This is a genomic window from Azonexus sp. (genome assembly GCF_049652925.1).
Taxonomy (GTDB): domain Bacteria; phylum Pseudomonadota; class Gammaproteobacteria; order Burkholderiales; family Rhodocyclaceae; genus Azonexus.
On record NZ_JBASFI010000040.1, the window covers coordinates 487,935 to 503,709 of the forward strand.

Sequence of the window (15,775 nt, forward strand, 5' to 3'; positions counted from 1 at the left end):
CGAATTAGCTGTTTAGGCCGCAACCGGGCCGGCTGGCGGCACGTCCTCGTCATGTTTGATGCGCAGGAGGGCAACCTGGCGCTGAATTTCGCGGAAATCCTTTTCCCGGCCATGCAGTGCGTAAAGCGTGCGCGCCACGCTGAATGCCTTCTTGGCATCGGGGCTGGCCATCAGTTGTCCGGATTGCAGGTCGGCCAGTTGGTGGTCGTCGAGTGAGAGGGCGGCGCGCATGATGTCGAGGCGTGTCGTGGTGTTGAACTCGGTGACGAGCATGGCGGGGCGCAGGCCGGCGAAGCGGATTTTGCCCTTTTCGACTGAGCTGATGGCGAGCAGGGCGGCAAAACTGGCCTGCTCCATAAGCCCCATTTTCTGCAATTCGGAATCGCGGATGCCGAGCAGCACTTTTTCGGCCGTGATCTTGTCGCCGGCGTTGATGTGGCTGCGCGCCGTGGCCAGTCGGTCTTCGGCGGAAATGGCACCGGGCATGGTGTCGTTGGCGATGACGTCGGCCATCGCGGCCAGGGCTGTCCCGGTGTCGCCGTTGAGCGTCGCGGCCTCGGCCAGCAGGCGTTTGCGCAGATAGTTGCGAGGCGTTTTTTTGGCTATTTCGTCGAGGATTTGCTGCGCCTCGGCATGCTCGCCCTGGGCCATGCAGATGCTGGCCTTGAGGTCGCCGGCATCGAAGAAGTGCGGGGTGCTGGCGACTACCCGGTCGATTTCCTCGCGGGCTTCCTGCAGGCGGTTCTGCTTGTGCAGCGAACGGGCAACGCCGGCTCTGGCCCACGGGAATTCGTAGTTTTCGAGGATGTTGCGGTAGGCGGCTTCGGCCGATTTGACGTCGCCACTGGCGAGAAAAACCTCGGCCTGCTGGCGTAGGATTTCAAAGCGGTAGGGCCGCCCGGCTTCGCTGTCGCGCGAGGCTTCAAGAATGGCCAGGGCGTTGGCGTACTCCTGCTTGCGTTTTTCCTTGTAGTAACCGGCAAAGAACAATTTCTTGGCGACGATTCGCTCGAGACGGAACAGCAGCTTGTCCGGCGAAAACGGCTTGATGATGTAATCGTCAGGGATCAGCTCGACGGCGGAAACGACCTGCTCATAAGACTGTTCGCCGGTAACCATCATGAAAATGGTCTCGTCGGGGAGAAGGTTGAAGCGCCGCAATTCTTCGAGCAGTTGCTGGCCGGAACGCCCCTCTCCCAGCATGTAGTCGCAGAGGATGACGTCCGGCATGTTGTTGCGGATGCGGAAGATGGCATCCTGATAGTTGCTGGCGAATTCGACGGCAAAGGCGCCCAGTTGCTGGGCGACGGTACGCAGGGCATCGCGGGCCTGTGCCTGATCGTCGATGACGAGAAAACGTTTCTTGCTGTAGTCGGTCATTATGGCAAGCGAAGTTCAAAGCGGGCGCCGCCCAGGGCTCCTTGGTTGCTCAACAGCAGGCTGCCCTGGCGTTCGTGACGGTTGTGGAGCATGGCCAGACGCTCGGCCACCATGAGGCCGGTGCCGCTTGCCGGGGGCAATGTGGCGAAGCCCGGGCCGTCGTCGTCGACGCGCAGGCAAAGCCAGCCATCGTCGGTCGCGGCGCTGACATGCACCGCCTTGCCGGCGAAACGGCCGGCGTTTTGTACGGCGTTATTGAGCATGTCGGTGACCAGATCGCGGTCAAGCGGCCATTCGTCGAAGACCTGGCAATCGATGCTCAGTACGATGCCGCGTTCGGCCAGATGCTTTTTCTGGGCGAGCATGACTTCGTCGCAAACGTCGCCGACGATGGTCGGTGTGACGGCCGCTGTGGCGTCGTGGCGCATCAGGTGATAGGCGGTCAGCGTGCGCGACAGCCGGTTGGCGGCCGATTCGATGGCGTAGCGTGCTTCGCCGAGCGGGATGCCGTGTGCCGCTTCGGCGGCGGCGATGATCGATTCGGCGATGAATAGCTGGTTCTTGGCGTCATGGACGCCGGAGGCCAGGATATCCAATAATTTGTGCATGCTTTGTCTCCACTTTTTTTAGTGAAGCATAGCTTGTTCAGCCTGTCGAGCGCAGCGTATAGGCCAAACAAAGGCGTAGCGGAATCGCGGCGGCGGTGAACAGGTCGGTCAGCTCGCTGGTGCTCAAGGTGGCCGGCATGACGCTGACCCGGCCGTTGCCAACCTCGAAAACGGGTGTTTCGAGCAGGGACCGGCGGGCCGACTCAAGGGCGGCGATGGTCTCGCCATCGAGGTCGGTGCTGGCCAGCACAAGAAAGTGAATGGCCGGTGCAGGGGCGCTGGTCAGCGGGTCGTTGTCGGCCGAGCGCGGCAGCGGCGTGCTACGCACGCGGGTATCTTCCTCAATGCGCCAGGGCCAGATAAATAGGCCGGGGGTGTCGTCCGGCCGGCTGATGCGGACGGGCAGGGTGGCGTGCTTGGTGATGACTTCGCACAGGGCGGTGAGGCGGGTGAAAAGAGGCATGGCGTTCTCCTGAACGTGCCGAATGGATATTCAGGCTAGCACAGTGCTGCTCAGTTGGCTGTTTGCTTGAGGCACAGTGGCAAACCGGCGGCGACCAGTGTGACCTGCTGGCAAACCGCTGCAACGCGCTGGTTGAGGCGACCCTGTTCGTCGGCAAACAGGCGGGAAACCGGATGCATGGGCACGATGCCCCAGCCGACTTCGTTGGAGACGAGAATGATGTGGCCGGGCAGGGCGGGCAGGAGGTCGATCAGGGCGGCAGTTTCATCGCGGAACAGCGGGCAGTCGATGGCTTCGCCGGCGTCGGCCTGAGTGGCGGCGATGCCAGCGAAGAGCAGGTTGGACAGCCACAGGGTCAGGCAGTCGACCAACACGCAGGTGTCAGTCGCGGCCAGTTCGCGCAGGCGGGCGGCGAGGTGCAGGGTTTCTTCAGTGCACCCCCACTCGGCCGGCCGCCGTTCGCGATGGTGGGCGACGCGGCGGGCCATTTCGCCGTCCAGCGCCTGCGCCGTGGCGAGGTAGACGACCTTGAGGCCGGATTCGCGGGCGCGTTGTTCGGCCAAGATGCTCTTGCCCGAGCGCGCGCCGCCGAGGATCAGTTCTTTCATGGGGATGCATTGTCGGCGAACGGGTCGGTATAATCTACCCCGATTCGACGTAACGGAACCCGGTTTGAATCCGGGGCGGGCCCGCCGCTGTAATCGGGGACGGACGCTGCAACAGGCCACTGGTGAAAACCGGGAAGGCGCAGCGCTCCGGCTGATCCGAAAGCCAGAAGACGTGTTGAATCCTCTTGGGAAACCTGTGGACAGGGTTTCGCGGCAGCGTTTTGGCGAATTCGCCAGACGTCGTCGCGAGGCCCTTTTTCTTTTGGAGAATCGGATGCATTCGTTGGAATTCAAGATCACCACCCCCGACCGGGCAATTGAAAATTCGCTCAAAAATCGCGTTGACCGCAAGACCAAGCCGCTCGGCGCGCTCGGCCTGCTCGAACGCACGGCCATCCAGATCGGCCTGATCCAGCAACGCCTCGACCCGGAGTTCGGTCAGCCGCACCTGCTGGTTTTTGCCGGCGACCACGGGGCGGCCAAGGCCGGCGTCTCGGCCTATCCGCAGGATGTGACTTGGCAGATGGTCGAGAACTTCCTGGCCGGGGGTGCCGCGATCAACGTTTTCGCCCGGCAGAACGACCTGCATCTGGCCATCATCGACGCCGGCGTCGCGCACGATTTCGGCAAGCGCGCCGGTTTGATCAACGCCAAGATCGCCGCCGGTACGGCCAATTACATCGAAGAGCCGGCGATGTCCGCCGAGCAATGCGCCCAGGCCATCGCCCGTGGTGCTGAAATCAGCCGCAATCTGTCGGCCAACGGCTGCAATGTCGTCGGTTTTGGTGAAATGGGCATCGGCAACACCGCTGCCGCCTCGCTGATTACCCATTGCCTGACCGGCCTGCCGCTCGCCGAGTGCATCGGCCGTGGCACCGGGCTCGACGATGCCGGGCTGGCGCGCAAACAGGCGCTACTCGAAACCGCATTGAACCGCTATCGCGCCGCCGGTGGCAGCAACGAGCCGCTGGCCGTGCTCGCCGAATTCGGCGGCTTCGAAATCGCCATGATGGTTGGCGCCATGCTCGGCGCTGCCGAAGCGAAGATGACCTTGCTCATCGACGGCTTCATCGTCGGCTCGGCGGCCCTGACTGCCACCCGGCTGGCCCCGGCGCTCGCCGAATACAGCGTGTTCTGCCATCGCTCGGCCGAAGCCGGGCATTCTGCCCAATTGGCGGCGCTCGGCGCCGAACCGCTGCTCGATCTCGGCCTGCGCCTCGGCGAAGGCACCGGGGCGGCGCTGGCATTCCCGCTCGTTCAGGCTTCGGTCAATTTCCTCAACGAAATGGCCAGTTTCGAGTCGGCAGGCGTTTCCGACAAAGCATGATCCGCCGCGAACTGGCCACCTTCTTCGCTGCACTTGGCTACTTCACCCGGCTGCCGGTGCCGGGCTGGGTCGGCTATTCGCCTGACGGGCTGGCCCGGGCGGCGCGCTACCTGCCGGCCATCGGCCTGCTCGTCGGCGGTGTCGGTGCGCTGGTGTTCTGGCTGGCAATGCACGTCTGGGCGCAGCCGGTCGCCGTCGTGCTCAGCGTGGTTGCCACCATCGCCTTGACCGGAGCCTTCCACGAGGACGGCCTTGCCGACACCGCCGACGGTCTCGGCGGTGGCTGGGACAAGGCGAAAATCCTGGCGATCATGAAGGATTCGCGGGTCGGCAGCTATGGCGTCATCGCCATCGTCCTCGCCCTGCTCGGCAAGTTCACATTGCTTGCCACGCTGCCGGCCGGGCAGGTCGTGGCAGCGCTGATCGTCGGCCACGCCGTTTCCCGCTTCTGCGCTGTCAGCATGATGGCTACGATGGATTACGCCCGCGACGACGAAACCAGCAAGGCCCGTCCTGTCGCTGCTCGGCTTGGCCTTGGTCCGTTCCTCTTCGCGCTGGTTTTCGCCGCCCTGCCGTTGCTGCTGTTGGCGCCCGAGCCGGCACTGACCGCCGTCGCCCTGGCGGCGCTGGCCACCCTCTGGCTCGCCGCCAAATGCCGCCGCTGGCTGGGTGGATACACGGGCGACTGCCTGGGGGCTGTGCAGCAGTTGGCAGAAATTGCCTTCTACCTCGGCTTGGCCGCGCGGATTTAGCGTCGCCAAGGGCAAAAACCGGATTCCCACGGTCAACCCGAAAAAATGCCCAAAATTGAAATGTTGGCGAGCGCGCTGATTGATACTTGCCGGCCAATTAGCCGTTAAGCTTCCGGCATCGTCCGAACGCCCACGACCATGGAAAAACGCCACGCCCCCTCGACCGAAAAGAACCGCGAACCGATTCTCGCCGTGCTCCGCGAGGTCTTCGCCGACTGCCGGAATGTGCTCGAAATCGGCAGCGGCACCGGCCAGCACGCAATCCATTTTGGCGCCCATCTGCCGCACCTCAGCTGGCAAACTTCGGACCGTCCGGATTTCCTGCCCGGCATCCGCGCCTGGCTAGCCGAAGCCGCCCTGCCCAATGTCCTGCCGCCCCACGAATTCGACGTCCTCGGCCAATGGCCGAACGGTCGCTACGACGCGGTGTACAGCGCCAACACGCTGCACATCATGTCCTGGGAAGCTGTCGAAGCCTTCTTCGCCGGCCTGCCGACCGTCCTGAAACTAGGCGGCCTGCTTTTGATCTACGGCCCCTTCATGTTCAATGGCCGCCATACCAGTGACAGTAACGCCGCTTTTGACCAGTCATTGCGAGAAAAGGCGCCGTATCAGGGCGTGCGCGACGTTGCAGCCGTCGATGCGCTAGCCCGGCAAAGGGGGCTGGAGCTGGTCGAACAACGGGCCATGCCATCAAACAATTTTGTCCTGCTCTGGCGAATGAGTGAAGTGTGCGCCTCCACCTGATCCGCCACCCGAAGCCGACCATCGAAGCGGGCATTTGCTACGGTCAACTGGAAATTTCGGCCAAAATTGAAATTGCCGAAGTCGCCCGCCTGCGAGCCGAATTGCCACCTGGTCTGCCGCTGTGGAGCAGTCCGTTGTTGCGTTGCCGGCAACTGGCCGAGCAGCTTCACCCGCAGCCGATCATCGACGCGCGGCTGGCCGAAATGAATTTTGGCGACTGGGAGGGCCGGCTCTGGAATGACATTTCGCGCCACGAGCTTGACGCCTGGGCCGCCGACGTTGCCGGCTACGCGCCGCCCGGCGGCGAATCGCCGGCCGCCTTGCAACAGCGGGCGCTGGCATTTGTAGCCGGGCTGGATGTGCCGGAAGCTGTGATCGTCACCCACGCTGGCATCATCCGCACCTTGCTCGCTCATTGGCAGAACCTGCCGCCGACGCGTTGGAGCGAACTGCAAATAGGCTTTTCGACGGTGACGACCGTCGCCTTGTCGCGCGACAGCGCCGACCTGATCCGCCTGAATCGGTAGAATGTCGACTTTCGCTTTCGACGACCGCCACCTGTGACGCAAAACTCAAGCTCGGCCTATTCCAACAGCCAGATTTATCGCCGCCTGCTGACCTGGGTCCGGCCGCACTGGCGCGTTTTTGCCCTGGGCGTGCTCGGCATGGTGATGACCGCGGCGACCGAACCGCTGTTCCCGGCGCTCATGAAGCATCTGCTCGATAGCGGGTTCGTCGCCAAGGACGAGACTGACATCATCCTGATTCCGGCTGCGATGATCGGCATTTTCATCATTCGCGGTGTTTCGACTTACGCCAGCGGCTACTCGATGGCCTGGGTCGCCGCCAAGGTCGTGCTCGATCTGCGGCAAGCCATGTTCCGACGCCTGCTCTCCCTGCCGACCAAGTTCTACGACGACCAGTCCACCGGCACCCTGATCTCCAAGGTGGCCTACGACGTGACCAACGTCACCCAGGCCGCCACCGGTGTGCTCACCACCGTCATCCGGGACACCCTGACCATCCTCGGCCTGCTCGGCTTCCTGCTTTATCTCGACTGGAAACTGACGATGATTGCCCTGACCGTCGGCCCGGTCATCCTTGGTGTCATCAAGATCTTCAGCAAACGCCTGCGGGCGGCCAGCCGTTCCGGCTATTCGGCCATGGGCCTGATCACCCACATCCTCGAAGAAGCCGTCGGCGCGCACAAGGTCGTCAAGATTTTTGGCGGCCAGAAATACGAGGCGGCCCGTTTTGACGGGGCGACCAACGTCTACCGCCGCGCCACCATGCGCGAAGCCGCTGCCGCTGCCGCCACCGTGCCGCTGACCCAGGTCGCCGCGGCGACCTCGGTGGCCATCATCACCTACATCGCCCTGCGCCAGTCGGCCGGCCCCGGTGGTACGACCGTCGGCGAGTTCCTCTCCTTCATCACAGCCCTGCTCATGCTGCTCGCCCCGGTCAAGCGCCTGACCGACGTCAGCAATCCGCTGCAGCGCGGCCTCGCCGCCGCCGAAAGCGTCTTCCAGGTGCTCGACGAAATGCCGGAGGATGACAACGGCGGCGTTGAATTGCAGCGGGCCAGCGGCCACCTGCAGTTTGATCAGGTCAATTTCAGTTATCCGGGCACCAGCCGCCCGGCGCTCCAGGACATCAATCTAGAGATCATGCCGGGCCAGACGGTCGCCCTGGTCGGTGCCTCGGGCAGCGGCAAGACGACCATGGCCGCGCTGATTCCGCGCTTCTATCACCTGACGACCGGCCGCCTGCTGCTCGACGGCCACCACGTCGACGAGCTCAAGCTCGAAAGCCTGCGCAACAATATTGCGCTGGTCAGTCAGGATGTCGTGCTGTTCAACGACACCGTCCGCGCCAATATCGCCTACGGTTTCGCCGGCCAATCCACCGAGGAAGAAATCATCGCCGCCGCCAAGGCCGCCAACGCCTGGGAATTCATCGGCCAGATGGACAAAGGACTGGACACCGAAGTCGGCGAAAACGGCGTCAAACTCTCCGGCGGCCAGCGCCAACGCCTCGCCATCGCCCGCGCCTTCCTGAAAAACGCCCCCATCCTGATTCTCGACGAGGCCACCTCGGCCCTCGACACAGAGTCCGAACGCCTGATTCAGGCGGCCCTCGATACCCTGATCCAGGGCCGCACGACCATCGTCATCGCCCATCGCCTGTCTACCGTCGAGCGTGCCGACCTGATTGTTGTTCTCGATCAGGGGCGGATTGTCGAACGTGGTCGCCATGCCGAATTGCTGGCGCAGGATGGCGTCTATGCCAAGTTGCAGCGCCTGCAGCGCGAATCGCTTACGGGCGAGTCGCTGGTCGATAACGCAGGCGTTTGAGGAAAAAGAAAGGCGCCAGCAGCCAAGGGGCTGCGGCGTAGGTCAGGATACGCAAGCGAAAATCGACAGGAAGCATGGCGTATTGCTGGCAGAGACCAATTTTCCCGCCGAGCCCTTGGGTGGTGAACATGCTTTCGATGAACAACTCTTTCTTGAGTTTCTCGTCCAGCACCGCCAGCGTGGCCGGACTGGCGCCGAGTTCGCGGGCATTGTCCAGCATGCAGCGCAATTCAGTTTTGGTGCTGTTGATTTTCCGGGTCAGTCCCTTGATGACGGTGGCTGCGTCCAGAACTTTTCGCTTGCTTGTCAGACCGCCGCGCCGGTAATTTACCAGCGGAACCGGTAGCGTGATGGCCGTTGCCAAACCAATCGCCCGGAAGGCCATTACCATGTCCTCACCAACTGCACCTTTGGGCATGCCACCAAAACGGTCGAACAGGCGACGCGTCCAGGCCTGGGCCGCCCCGATCACGTGGGGCGGCGAGCGGCTCCAGTCATCCAGCGATCGATATTTCTCCAGTTGGCCGATCCGGATTGTGCCCAGAATTTTGCCTGACTGATCCATGTCGAATAGATAGGCGCCGATCAAATCGGGTTTGCATTCGTGAGCCAGCCAGAACTGGACAACGGTGCTGACACGCGTCGGAAGTGAAACATCGTCGCCGCCGGCGATGAAGATCAGTTCGCCGGTGGACTGTCTTACTGCCTGATCGATGTTGCCACCAATGCCAAGATTTTCCGGGTTGCACAACAGTTTTATGCGATGTGGCCCGGTATAGCCGTCAAGACAGGCCTTGATCTGTTCGACAGTGCCATCTTTTGAGGCGTCATCAGCGATGACTATTTCCAGGTTCGGGTAATCCTGGGCCAGAGCGCCGGCGATTGCTTCGTCAATAATGTCCTGCTGGTTGTAGCAAAGCAGTAGCAGGGTGACGGGGGGCAGAGGGGGGGGGGTCATTTTGACGAGGTTGCTGCCAGCAGTTCGAACAGGACATCGAAGTGTTGCGGCAGAGAGTAGGGGTAGTTGATGTACTGCCCGGGATTGTCGAGAAGACGCAGTGTGCCGGAATCCAGGCGCTCCAGTGCTTTTTGCAGGGCTGCACGCAGCGCTGGCATGGTGCGCTCGAAACGCAGGCAGGCTTGATCTGAAAGGACTTCAGCGGCGCCGACAGTCGTGGAAAAAATGGCCGGCGTTCCGCATAGAATGGCCTCCGGCCCGACCAGGCCAAACGCTTCGTAATGTGAAGCGAGAATGACGGCATCGGCGGCTGCGTAAAGTGCCGGCATGTCGTCGCGGAAGCCGAGGTTGATTACATTGGGTGCGTTCAGAGGTGTTTTTCCGGCAACCACGAGGCGAACCCGTGGGTCGAAACCCTCAAGAGCCTCCAGAATCAGATCTGCACCCTTGAGAGTGTGGTTGTTGGAAGGGAAAAGCAGCATCAAATCACTGGAAGAAAGGCCCAGAAGCTGTCTCGTTTGCTCCCGGTTACTCCGCGCGGCGAGCGAGAACTTGTCGGTATCCACCGGCGGATAAAGCGTGACAACCTTCTCCGGATCGATTCCGTAGTGTTTGACGATTTCCCCGGCAACCTTGGCCGAGTGGGAAACGATGCGTTTTGCCTGACGGTAGAGTGCGGTTTCCCGGGTAACGGTGGCACGGTCAAAAAAACCGATCTTTTTTTTGCCGCGATCAAGTAAATGGCCAAGGTGCGTGCCGCCAACAATGCACAAGTCAGGGCCTGGGGCGCGCGAAATGCCGATGGACGGCCAGTCGTTGCGGCATTTGCCAAAGGCTCGCGACTCGAACAGGTAGTTGTTCAGGCGGGAAAAAGGTGTTCTGTCGGGCATGACAACAAATTCGACCCCTTGCGGAGCGGTGCCGGGCCATTCGAGCTGACGGGTAACGATGCGGCAGGGAATATCTTGTGTTGCGGCATAAGCGATCAGGTCGAGCACATGCCGCTCCATGCCGCCGCCGGATCGAATGGAGTGGAAAATGAGATTGAAGCCTGGCAACGGGGTCATGTTGAGTTCGGGGGTCGAAAAGCCTGCGGCCATGTTGGCAGGCAGAGCTAGGCTCGCGTCGGCGAAAGTGGGCTGGAAAGTGTATCATCCGGCCACCTCCGAGAGCCGCCGGTAGCCATACGACTTTATGATTGCGTCCGTTTTTCCCTCACCCAAGCGTGTATTGGTGATTCGCTTGCAGAATCACGGCGATGTGCTCCTGACAACGCCGATTTTTTCGGCTCTCAAACAGCATTTTCCCGGGGTTGAGGTCGACGCACTGGTGTTTGCCGAAACCGTTCCCATGCTTGCCGCGAATCCGGATCTGACGAAAGTGTGGGCATTGCCGCGTGGCAAGCAGGTTGGCCGGGGGCTGCGTCGGGCGAACGCATTCATTCAATTGATGCTGGGTATTCGCCGCCGTCGCTACGATTGGGTCTTGCACCTCAATGATCAATGGCCGGGTGCTCTTGCGGCTGCCGTCAGCGGAGCTTCGGTGCGCTTTGGCTACGAGATGGAGAAACGGGATTTCTGGCTGTGGCGGAAGATCTTCCCCGTGCGTATCGTGCCGACTTTTGCCGGGCATATGGTCGAAAAAAACCTGGCTGTGCTGGAGGCGCTTGGCGTGCCTGTCGATCCACGGCGCGCACCGTGCACCATGGGCTTCTCCGGACAGGATGCTGAACTGGTAGGCAGGAAACTCGCCGAGGCGAGCGTGGCAGGAAAGTATGTCCTGATTCACCCGACCTCGCGATGGTTCTTCAAATGCTGGGAGGATGATCGCTTTGCCGAAGTAATCTCGGCGCTTGCCGGTTCAGGTTGGCAGGTGGTGCTGACTTCAGCGCCAGATCAGCGCGAGGTTGACCTTGTTGATAGCTTGCTGCGTCGGGTAAGTCACCCCGGGGTTGTGTCGTTGGCCGGACAGCTTACCCTGCCGCAACTGGCGGCGGCGATTGCCGGGGCGACATTGTTCATCGGTGTGGATTCCGTGCCGATGCATATGGCGGCTGCGCTTGGTGTACCACTCGTTGCTCTGTTCGGTCCGACTCATGTCCACATCTGGCGGCCCTGGGGTGATCGTGCCGAGGTGATTCATGCGGCAGACTACGGCCCCCTGATCGCTCCGAATGACGTAGATACCTCGACATCCGAGCGTTATCTCTCGAATATTCCTGTGCAGCCCGTGCTGGATGCTGTGTGGCGGCAATTGGCGCATTTCGCCAATCAGAGGCAGGTGGCTGATGTTGCCTGATCGTTCCGGGCTGGGACTTTGGCGCGTTGTAGCGCTGGGTATATTGCTTTCTTACCCGATCATGGTCGTAAAATGGTTCCCTTTTGGCGGTGGGGCGCGTTACTTGAATGTGCTGGCTGCGCCGGTCAGCCTGATATTGCTGTGGCAGGCGCCGCGCGACGAGATCCGGGGGCTCTTGCTGGCTGCGATACGCTGGGGGATGCCTTTTCTGCCCTTTGTCCTGATCTGGACTTTTGCTCAGCTATGGCATGGCTACGATCCACTGGACCTTAATCCTCCGATGCGCCTGCTCTGGTGTTCATTGTTGTTTCTCGGAGCTCGCCTGGCCGGGGTCGGCTATCGCCACCTCGCAATCGCCGCTGCGATTGGGGGGACAGCCTATTGCGGCGTCGCGCTCTTCGAGGTCTATGGACTCGGCAGGGAGCGGGCTTGGGGGGGCACCTATGAAAATCGGTTTGGACAATTCTCGATCTGGGTCGCTTCGCTCTGTTTTCTTCACGTATTTCTAGAAAAAGCGAAAGGCGAATCACGTTCGGTGACCGCCCTGCTACTGCTGGCTGGTATTCTCGGGTGTATTTCCACATGGCTCAGTGGATCGCGAGGAGCCTTGCTGGCTTTGTTGGTGTTGATCGCGATTGCATTGTTTAGCTCCACTAACCGTAGGCGAGGCTTGCTGGTTGCAATAGCGCTGACGTCAGTCGTGCTTGCCTTCAGCCTTCTTTACGCTCCGATGTATCAGCGGCTTGAATTGACATTCGGAGAGGTGACGGACTACTTCAGCGAAACAGAGTTCTCCCCGACATCCGTCGGTATTCGGCTCGAGTTGTTCCGTATCGCATTTCTGACCTTGCTTGATCACCCCCTGATCGGTCCCGGTTACACCACGCTCAGACAGTTGTATGAGACGCATCCGGCATTAGGTGTTGCCAGTCAGCAGTTACTGGATATCCCCAGTTTTCACAACGATTGGTCGCAGGCGATTGGCATCGGCGGCGGCCTGTTGTTAATTTCACTATTTTGTACTTGTCTATGGATGGCTAGGTCTGCGCGTAGAAATGTATACCAACTGGCACTTCTAGGATTTGCGGTCATATTTAGCTTCAGCGAAATATTTTTTACCAACAAAATGGGCTTGAGTTTGTTGATGGCAAGTTGGGCCTTATATTCAGCAGCCGAGCAGAATAAAGAGCGAAGCGCATGAAAATACTGAAGAAATTTCTATTTCGACAAGCTGAGCGGCGGTTGAAAAATATCCACCCCCTTCACCGTGGACAGGCCAGATTCAAACTCCATTATCCGGGAAAGTATTCGTTCGGGATTGGTAGCTATGGGCTACCACAGATTCATGATTGGAATGAGGGTTCTACATTAAAGATCGGCTCTTTTTGTTCGATTGCAAGCAACGTTCAAATATTGCTAGGTGGCCACCACCACGCCGAATGGCTGACCACATATCCTCTATTGGATATGCTGATTGAATCTAAAAATGTTGCAAGTTGTGGCTTTACTCGTGGAGATGTTCTGATTGGCAACGATGTTTGGTTGTGTTCAAACAGTATCGTACTCTCAGGGGTTTCAATCGGAGATGGTGCAATAATCTCCGCCGGTGCAATTGTTACCAGAGATGTTGCTCCTTATTCTGTTGTTGCAGGCAATCCTGCTCGTCATATCCGTTGGCGGTTTCACGATTCGACGCGTAAAGCACTACTTGCGATTGCATGGTGGGATTGGCCTGAGGACGAAATAGTCCGCATTGCCTCCATTTTGTGTAGTGATGACATTAATTTACTATTTGAATATGCTAGTAAACGTTAATGATTAGGTTGCTGCTTTAGAATAATAACCAATTAATTTTTTTGCATGGAAATTTTATTAAATGGCACACAAAGAGCAACAGGATTTTATTGAAATTGTTCGGGCTAGTTTCCCGGAGTATTTTTCTGGGAAGAGGGTGTTGGAAATAGGAAGCCTCGATATCAATGGATCGGTTCGTAAATTATTTCAAAACTGTGACTATATCGGAGTTGATGTGGCTCCGGGGCCTGGGGTTGATGTGGTGTGTCAAGGGCAGGATTACGATGGACCCGATAATTCATTTGATGTCGCAATCAGTTGTGAAGTAATGGAGCACAATCCTTTTTGGGCGGAAACCGTAAAGAATATGGTTCGTTTGTGTAAGCCGGGAGGCTTAGTTGTCATGACCTGCGCTACGCTTGGCCGGCGGGAGCATGGTACTGCTCGCACAAGCAAGGTCGACTCGCCATTAACGGTCGGCTTAGGCTGGAGTTATTATAATAATCTTACTGCCGCCGATTTTTTAGATAAGCAAGCGACTGAGGGCCTTAGCCATATATTTGTGCGCAATTGGTCTGAGTACGACTTATATATGGTTGGTATTAAAGGAAAGGTGGATAGTCGTATTCATGCGGTTTTTAATAAAATTCGTTTGGAGTACAACAAGATATTTTGGAGCTCATGGAGGTGTATTCGCCATGCGACCAAAGCAATTTTTCTTAATAAGAGAAATTGATTTATAAATTCAATAAGTGCCAGTTTATACAGAAAGCACTATGAGCCTCTCAGCTAAGCCAAAAATCACCGCCTACATCATCGCTTTCAACGAAGCGCAGAAAATCGCGGCGGCGGTGAATAGCGTCTTGTGGGCTGATGAAATCATCGTCGCCGATTCGGGCAGCACGGACGGCATGGTGGACATCGCCGAGAGCCTTGGTGCGCGCGTCGTGCAGGTGCCGTTCAAGGGCTTTGGCGATTTGCGCAATCAGGCGATTGCTGCTTGTAGCCACGACTGGATTTTCAGCCTCGATGCCGACGAGCGGTGCACGCCGGAGGCACGCGATGAAATCCTGCGCGTCATCGCCGACCCGGCGAGCCTCGACATGTATTGGATGCCGCGCCGCAATTTCTTCATGGGGCGGTGGATCAAGCATTCCGGCTGGTATCCGAATTACCGCCAGCCGCAGCTCTTCCGGCGGGGCAAGATGAGCTACACGATGGAGCCGGTGCACGAGGGTTACGTGCCGCATAGCGACCGGCCGGTCGGGCATCTGCAGAATCCGATCTGGCAGGTGCCGTTCAAGAACCTGCACGAAGTTGTGCATAAGGCCAACCGCTATTCGACGCTCGGTGCTGAAAAGCTCACCCTGCGCGGGCGCAAGGGCAGCATGGGCAAGGCGCTGACGCATGGCCTGTGGTCGTTCATCAAGCACTACATTTTCAAGCGCGGGTTTCTCGATGGCTGGCCGGGGTTCATCATCGCGTTTGGCAATTTCGAGGGCACGTTCTACCGCTACGCCAAGGGCTACGAGATGGATCAGGCCTGGAAGGTGCCGGAAACACCACCGCTGCGCCGGCCCTGAGGTCCTATGCCGCCGCGCCTGATTTCAATTGTTGTTACGACCTATAACCGGCCGGAGGCGTTACGGGCGGTATTGGCTTCGCTTGCCGCGCAGACTGACTCCGCGTTCGAGGTGCTGGTGGCCGACGACGGTTCGCGTCAGGAGACGGCGGCGGCAGTGGCCGAGGTTGCGGCTGCGGTCAATTTTCCGGTCCCGCTGGTCCATCTGTGGCAGTCCGATGACGGGTTTCGTGCTGCCGCTGCCCGCAATCTGGCAGTAGCGGCAAGCCGGGGCGATTACCTCGTCTTCGTCGACGGCGATTGCGTGCTGCGCCCCGATTTTGTCGCGCGACACCGGGCGCTGGCCGAGCCGGCCTGGTTCGTGGCCGGAAACCGGGTCTTGCTGTCCGAGAGTTTCACGAAAAAGGTGCTGCAGACACCGATGATCGAGCTGCACGGCGACAGTCGCCTGAGCTGGCTGGGGCGCCGGTTTTCCGGGGCGATCAATCGCTGGTTGCCGCTCTGTTTTGTGCCGGGAAACGGCTGGCGCAAGCGCCAGTCGCAGCGCTGGCAAGGCGCGCGGACCTGCAATCTGGCGCTGTGGCGGAGCGATTTCGACACGGTGAATGGTTTCGACGAGGCTTTCCAGGGCTGGGGCCATGAGGATGCCGACCTCGCCATCCGTCTGCTGCATGCCGGCGTGCAGCGCAAGGATGGGCGTTTTGCGACGGCCGTCCTGCATCTCTGGCACCATGAAAACGACCGCAGCAATCTGGCCGAGAATGAACGCCGGTTGGCCGAGATTCTGGCTGCCGACCGGCGGCGCGCAGCGGTCGGTATCGATACCTACAACCCCGAGCGGGTCAGCGCTGCCGCGATTCAGAAATTGGGCAAAATTTCCGGTTGACCGTGGGATTCACCCACC

General features: G+C 59.7%; 17 protein-coding genes and 1 riboswitch. Of the genes, 11 read left to right on the top strand and 6 right to left on the bottom strand.

The window, feature by feature from the left end:
- Window positions 1-12: 12 nt before the first annotated feature.
- The 4 genes from WBK19_RS21020 to cobU are packed head-to-tail and all read right to left on the bottom strand — an operon-like array spanning window position 13 to window position 3,059.
- Window positions 13-1,380: a response regulator gene (locus tag WBK19_RS21020; RefSeq protein ID WP_511293017.1), complete on the bottom strand. Its 1,368-nt coding sequence runs from the start codon at window positions 1,378-1,380 to the stop codon at window positions 13-15.
- Entirely contained in the window at window positions 1,380-1,988 is a 609-nt protein-coding gene (locus tag WBK19_RS21025; protein WP_511293018.1) for an ATP-binding protein, read from the bottom strand. Before WBK19_RS21025 ends, WBK19_RS21020 begins: the two co-directional genes overlap by 1 nt.
- A 37-nt stretch (window positions 1,989-2,025) precedes the next feature.
- Window positions 2,026-2,451: a Pvc16 family protein gene (locus WBK19_RS21030; protein WP_511293019.1), complete on the bottom strand. Its 426-nt coding sequence runs from the start codon at window positions 2,449-2,451 to the stop codon at window positions 2,026-2,028.
- Between the two features lie 50 nt (window positions 2,452-2,501).
- The gene (gene cobU / locus WBK19_RS21035; protein WP_511293020.1) at window positions 2,502-3,059 is read right to left on the bottom strand and encodes a bifunctional adenosylcobinamide kinase/adenosylcobinamide-phosphate guanylyltransferase; all 558 of its coding nucleotides are present in this window, start codon (window positions 3,057-3,059) and stop codon (window positions 2,502-2,504) included.
- Window positions 3,060-3,087: 28 nt separating this feature from the next.
- A riboswitch (cobalamin riboswitch) is annotated at window positions 3,088-3,253 on the top strand.
- An 80-nt stretch (window positions 3,254-3,333) separates the two neighbouring features.
- Between cobU and cobT the strand changes: the two genes are divergently transcribed.
- The 5 genes from cobT to msbA all read left to right on the top strand — a co-directional run bounded on the left by cobT (window position 3,334) and on the right by msbA (window position 8,239).
- The gene (gene cobT / locus WBK19_RS21040) at window positions 3,334-4,386 is read left to right on the top strand and encodes a nicotinate-nucleotide--dimethylbenzimidazole phosphoribosyltransferase (protein ID WP_511293021.1); all 1,053 of its coding nucleotides are present in this window, start codon (window positions 3,334-3,336) and stop codon (window positions 4,384-4,386) included.
- Complete coding sequence (locus WBK19_RS21045) at window positions 4,383-5,138, top strand: adenosylcobinamide-GDP ribazoletransferase (RefSeq protein WP_511293022.1); 756 nt, start codon at window positions 4,383-4,385, stop codon at window positions 5,136-5,138. Before cobT ends, WBK19_RS21045 begins: the two co-directional genes overlap by 4 nt.
- Window positions 5,139-5,276: 138 nt before the next feature.
- Complete coding sequence (locus WBK19_RS21050) at window positions 5,277-5,885, top strand: DUF938 domain-containing protein (protein WP_511293023.1); 609 nt, start codon at window positions 5,277-5,279, stop codon at window positions 5,883-5,885.
- On the top strand, window positions 5,870-6,412 hold the full coding sequence (cobC, locus tag WBK19_RS21055) for an alpha-ribazole phosphatase family protein (RefSeq protein WP_511293024.1): 543 nt from the start codon (window positions 5,870-5,872) through the stop codon (window positions 6,410-6,412). Before WBK19_RS21050 ends, cobC begins: the two co-directional genes overlap by 16 nt.
- Window positions 6,413-6,445: 33 nt before the next feature.
- Window positions 6,446-8,239 (top strand): lipid A export permease/ATP-binding protein MsbA, encoded by a 1,794-nt coding sequence (msbA, locus tag WBK19_RS21060; protein ID WP_511293025.1) that lies wholly within the window; start codon window positions 6,446-6,448, stop codon window positions 8,237-8,239.
- Here the strand turns inward: msbA and WBK19_RS21065 are convergent.
- The gene (locus tag WBK19_RS21065; RefSeq protein WP_511293026.1) at window positions 8,202-9,197 is read right to left on the bottom strand and encodes a glycosyltransferase family 2 protein; all 996 of its coding nucleotides are present in this window, start codon (window positions 9,195-9,197) and stop codon (window positions 8,202-8,204) included. The genes msbA and WBK19_RS21065 overlap by 38 nt on opposite strands.
- Window positions 9,194-10,264, bottom strand: coding sequence for a glycosyltransferase family 4 protein (locus tag WBK19_RS21070; protein WP_511293027.1), 1,071 nt, complete (start codon window positions 10,262-10,264; stop codon window positions 9,194-9,196). Before WBK19_RS21070 ends, WBK19_RS21065 begins: the two co-directional genes overlap by 4 nt.
- A gap of 127 nt (window positions 10,265-10,391) precedes the next feature.
- On the opposite strand from WBK19_RS21070, the gene rfaQ reads away from it, so the two are divergent.
- The 6 genes from rfaQ to WBK19_RS21100 all read left to right on the top strand — a co-directional run bounded on the left by rfaQ (window position 10,392) and on the right by WBK19_RS21100 (window position 15,757).
- Window positions 10,392-11,495 carry a putative lipopolysaccharide heptosyltransferase III gene (gene rfaQ / locus WBK19_RS21075; RefSeq protein ID WP_511293028.1) on the top strand — a complete coding sequence of 368 codons (1,104 nt, stop codon included), beginning with the start codon at window positions 10,392-10,394 and terminating at the stop codon, window positions 11,493-11,495.
- Window positions 11,485-12,696, top strand: a complete 1,212-nt coding sequence (locus tag WBK19_RS21080; RefSeq protein ID WP_511293029.1) for an O-antigen ligase family protein — start codon at window positions 11,485-11,487, stop codon at window positions 12,694-12,696. Before rfaQ ends, WBK19_RS21080 begins: the two co-directional genes overlap by 11 nt.
- Window positions 12,693-13,310 carry a CatB-related O-acetyltransferase gene (locus WBK19_RS21085; protein WP_511293030.1) on the top strand — a complete coding sequence of 206 codons (618 nt, stop codon included), beginning with the start codon at window positions 12,693-12,695 and terminating at the stop codon, window positions 13,308-13,310. Before WBK19_RS21080 ends, WBK19_RS21085 begins: the two co-directional genes overlap by 4 nt.
- Before the next feature lie 61 nt (window positions 13,311-13,371).
- Window positions 13,372-14,025, top strand: coding sequence for a class I SAM-dependent methyltransferase (locus WBK19_RS21090; protein ID WP_511293031.1), 654 nt, complete (start codon window positions 13,372-13,374; stop codon window positions 14,023-14,025).
- Between the two features lie 40 nt (window positions 14,026-14,065).
- A complete protein-coding gene (locus tag WBK19_RS21095) occupies window positions 14,066-14,872 on the top strand; it encodes a glycosyltransferase family 2 protein (RefSeq protein ID WP_511293032.1) in 807 nt (268 codons plus the stop codon).
- A gap of 6 nt (window positions 14,873-14,878) precedes the next feature.
- Complete coding sequence (locus WBK19_RS21100; protein ID WP_511293033.1) at window positions 14,879-15,757, top strand: glycosyltransferase family 2 protein; 879 nt, start codon at window positions 14,879-14,881, stop codon at window positions 15,755-15,757.
- Window positions 15,758-15,775: the final 18 nt, after the last annotated feature.

Excerpts from the sequence above, each read along its gene's own strand:
- WBK19_RS21020 (WP_511293017.1), bottom strand. The coding sequence starts at position 1,380 with ATGACCGACTACAGCAAGAAACGTTTTCTCGTCATCGACGATCAGGCA.
- WBK19_RS21025 (WP_511293018.1), bottom strand. The coding sequence starts at position 1,988 with ATGCACAAATTATTGGATATCCTGGCCTCCGGCGTCCATGACGCCAAG.
- WBK19_RS21030 (WP_511293019.1), bottom strand. The coding sequence starts at position 2,451 with ATGCCTCTTTTCACCCGCCTCACCGCCCTGTGCGAAGTCATCACCAAG.
- cobU (WP_511293020.1), bottom strand. The coding sequence starts at position 3,059 with ATGAAAGAACTGATCCTCGGCGGCGCGCGCTCGGGCAAGAGCATCTTG.
- cobT (WP_511293021.1), top strand. The coding sequence starts at position 3,334 with ATGCATTCGTTGGAATTCAAGATCACCACCCCCGACCGGGCAATTGAA.
- WBK19_RS21045 (WP_511293022.1), top strand. The coding sequence starts at position 4,383 with ATGATCCGCCGCGAACTGGCCACCTTCTTCGCTGCACTTGGCTACTTC.
- WBK19_RS21050 (WP_511293023.1), top strand. The coding sequence starts at position 5,277 with ATGGAAAAACGCCACGCCCCCTCGACCGAAAAGAACCGCGAACCGATT.
- WBK19_RS21065 (WP_511293026.1), bottom strand. The coding sequence starts at position 9,197 with ATGACCCCCCCCCCTCTGCCCCCCGTCACCCTGCTACTGCTTTGCTAC.
- WBK19_RS21070 (WP_511293027.1), bottom strand. The coding sequence starts at position 10,264 with ATGACCCCGTTGCCAGGCTTCAATCTCATTTTCCACTCCATTCGATCC.
- rfaQ (WP_511293028.1), top strand. The coding sequence starts at position 10,392 with ATGATTGCGTCCGTTTTTCCCTCACCCAAGCGTGTATTGGTGATTCGC.
- WBK19_RS21080 (WP_511293029.1), top strand. The coding sequence starts at position 11,485 with ATGTTGCCTGATCGTTCCGGGCTGGGACTTTGGCGCGTTGTAGCGCTG.
- WBK19_RS21085 (WP_511293030.1), top strand. The coding sequence starts at position 12,693 with ATGAAAATACTGAAGAAATTTCTATTTCGACAAGCTGAGCGGCGGTTG.
- WBK19_RS21090 (WP_511293031.1), top strand. The coding sequence starts at position 13,372 with ATGGCACACAAAGAGCAACAGGATTTTATTGAAATTGTTCGGGCTAGT.
- WBK19_RS21095 (WP_511293032.1), top strand. The coding sequence starts at position 14,066 with ATGAGCCTCTCAGCTAAGCCAAAAATCACCGCCTACATCATCGCTTTC.
- WBK19_RS21100 (WP_511293033.1), top strand. The coding sequence starts at position 14,879 with ATGCCGCCGCGCCTGATTTCAATTGTTGTTACGACCTATAACCGGCCG.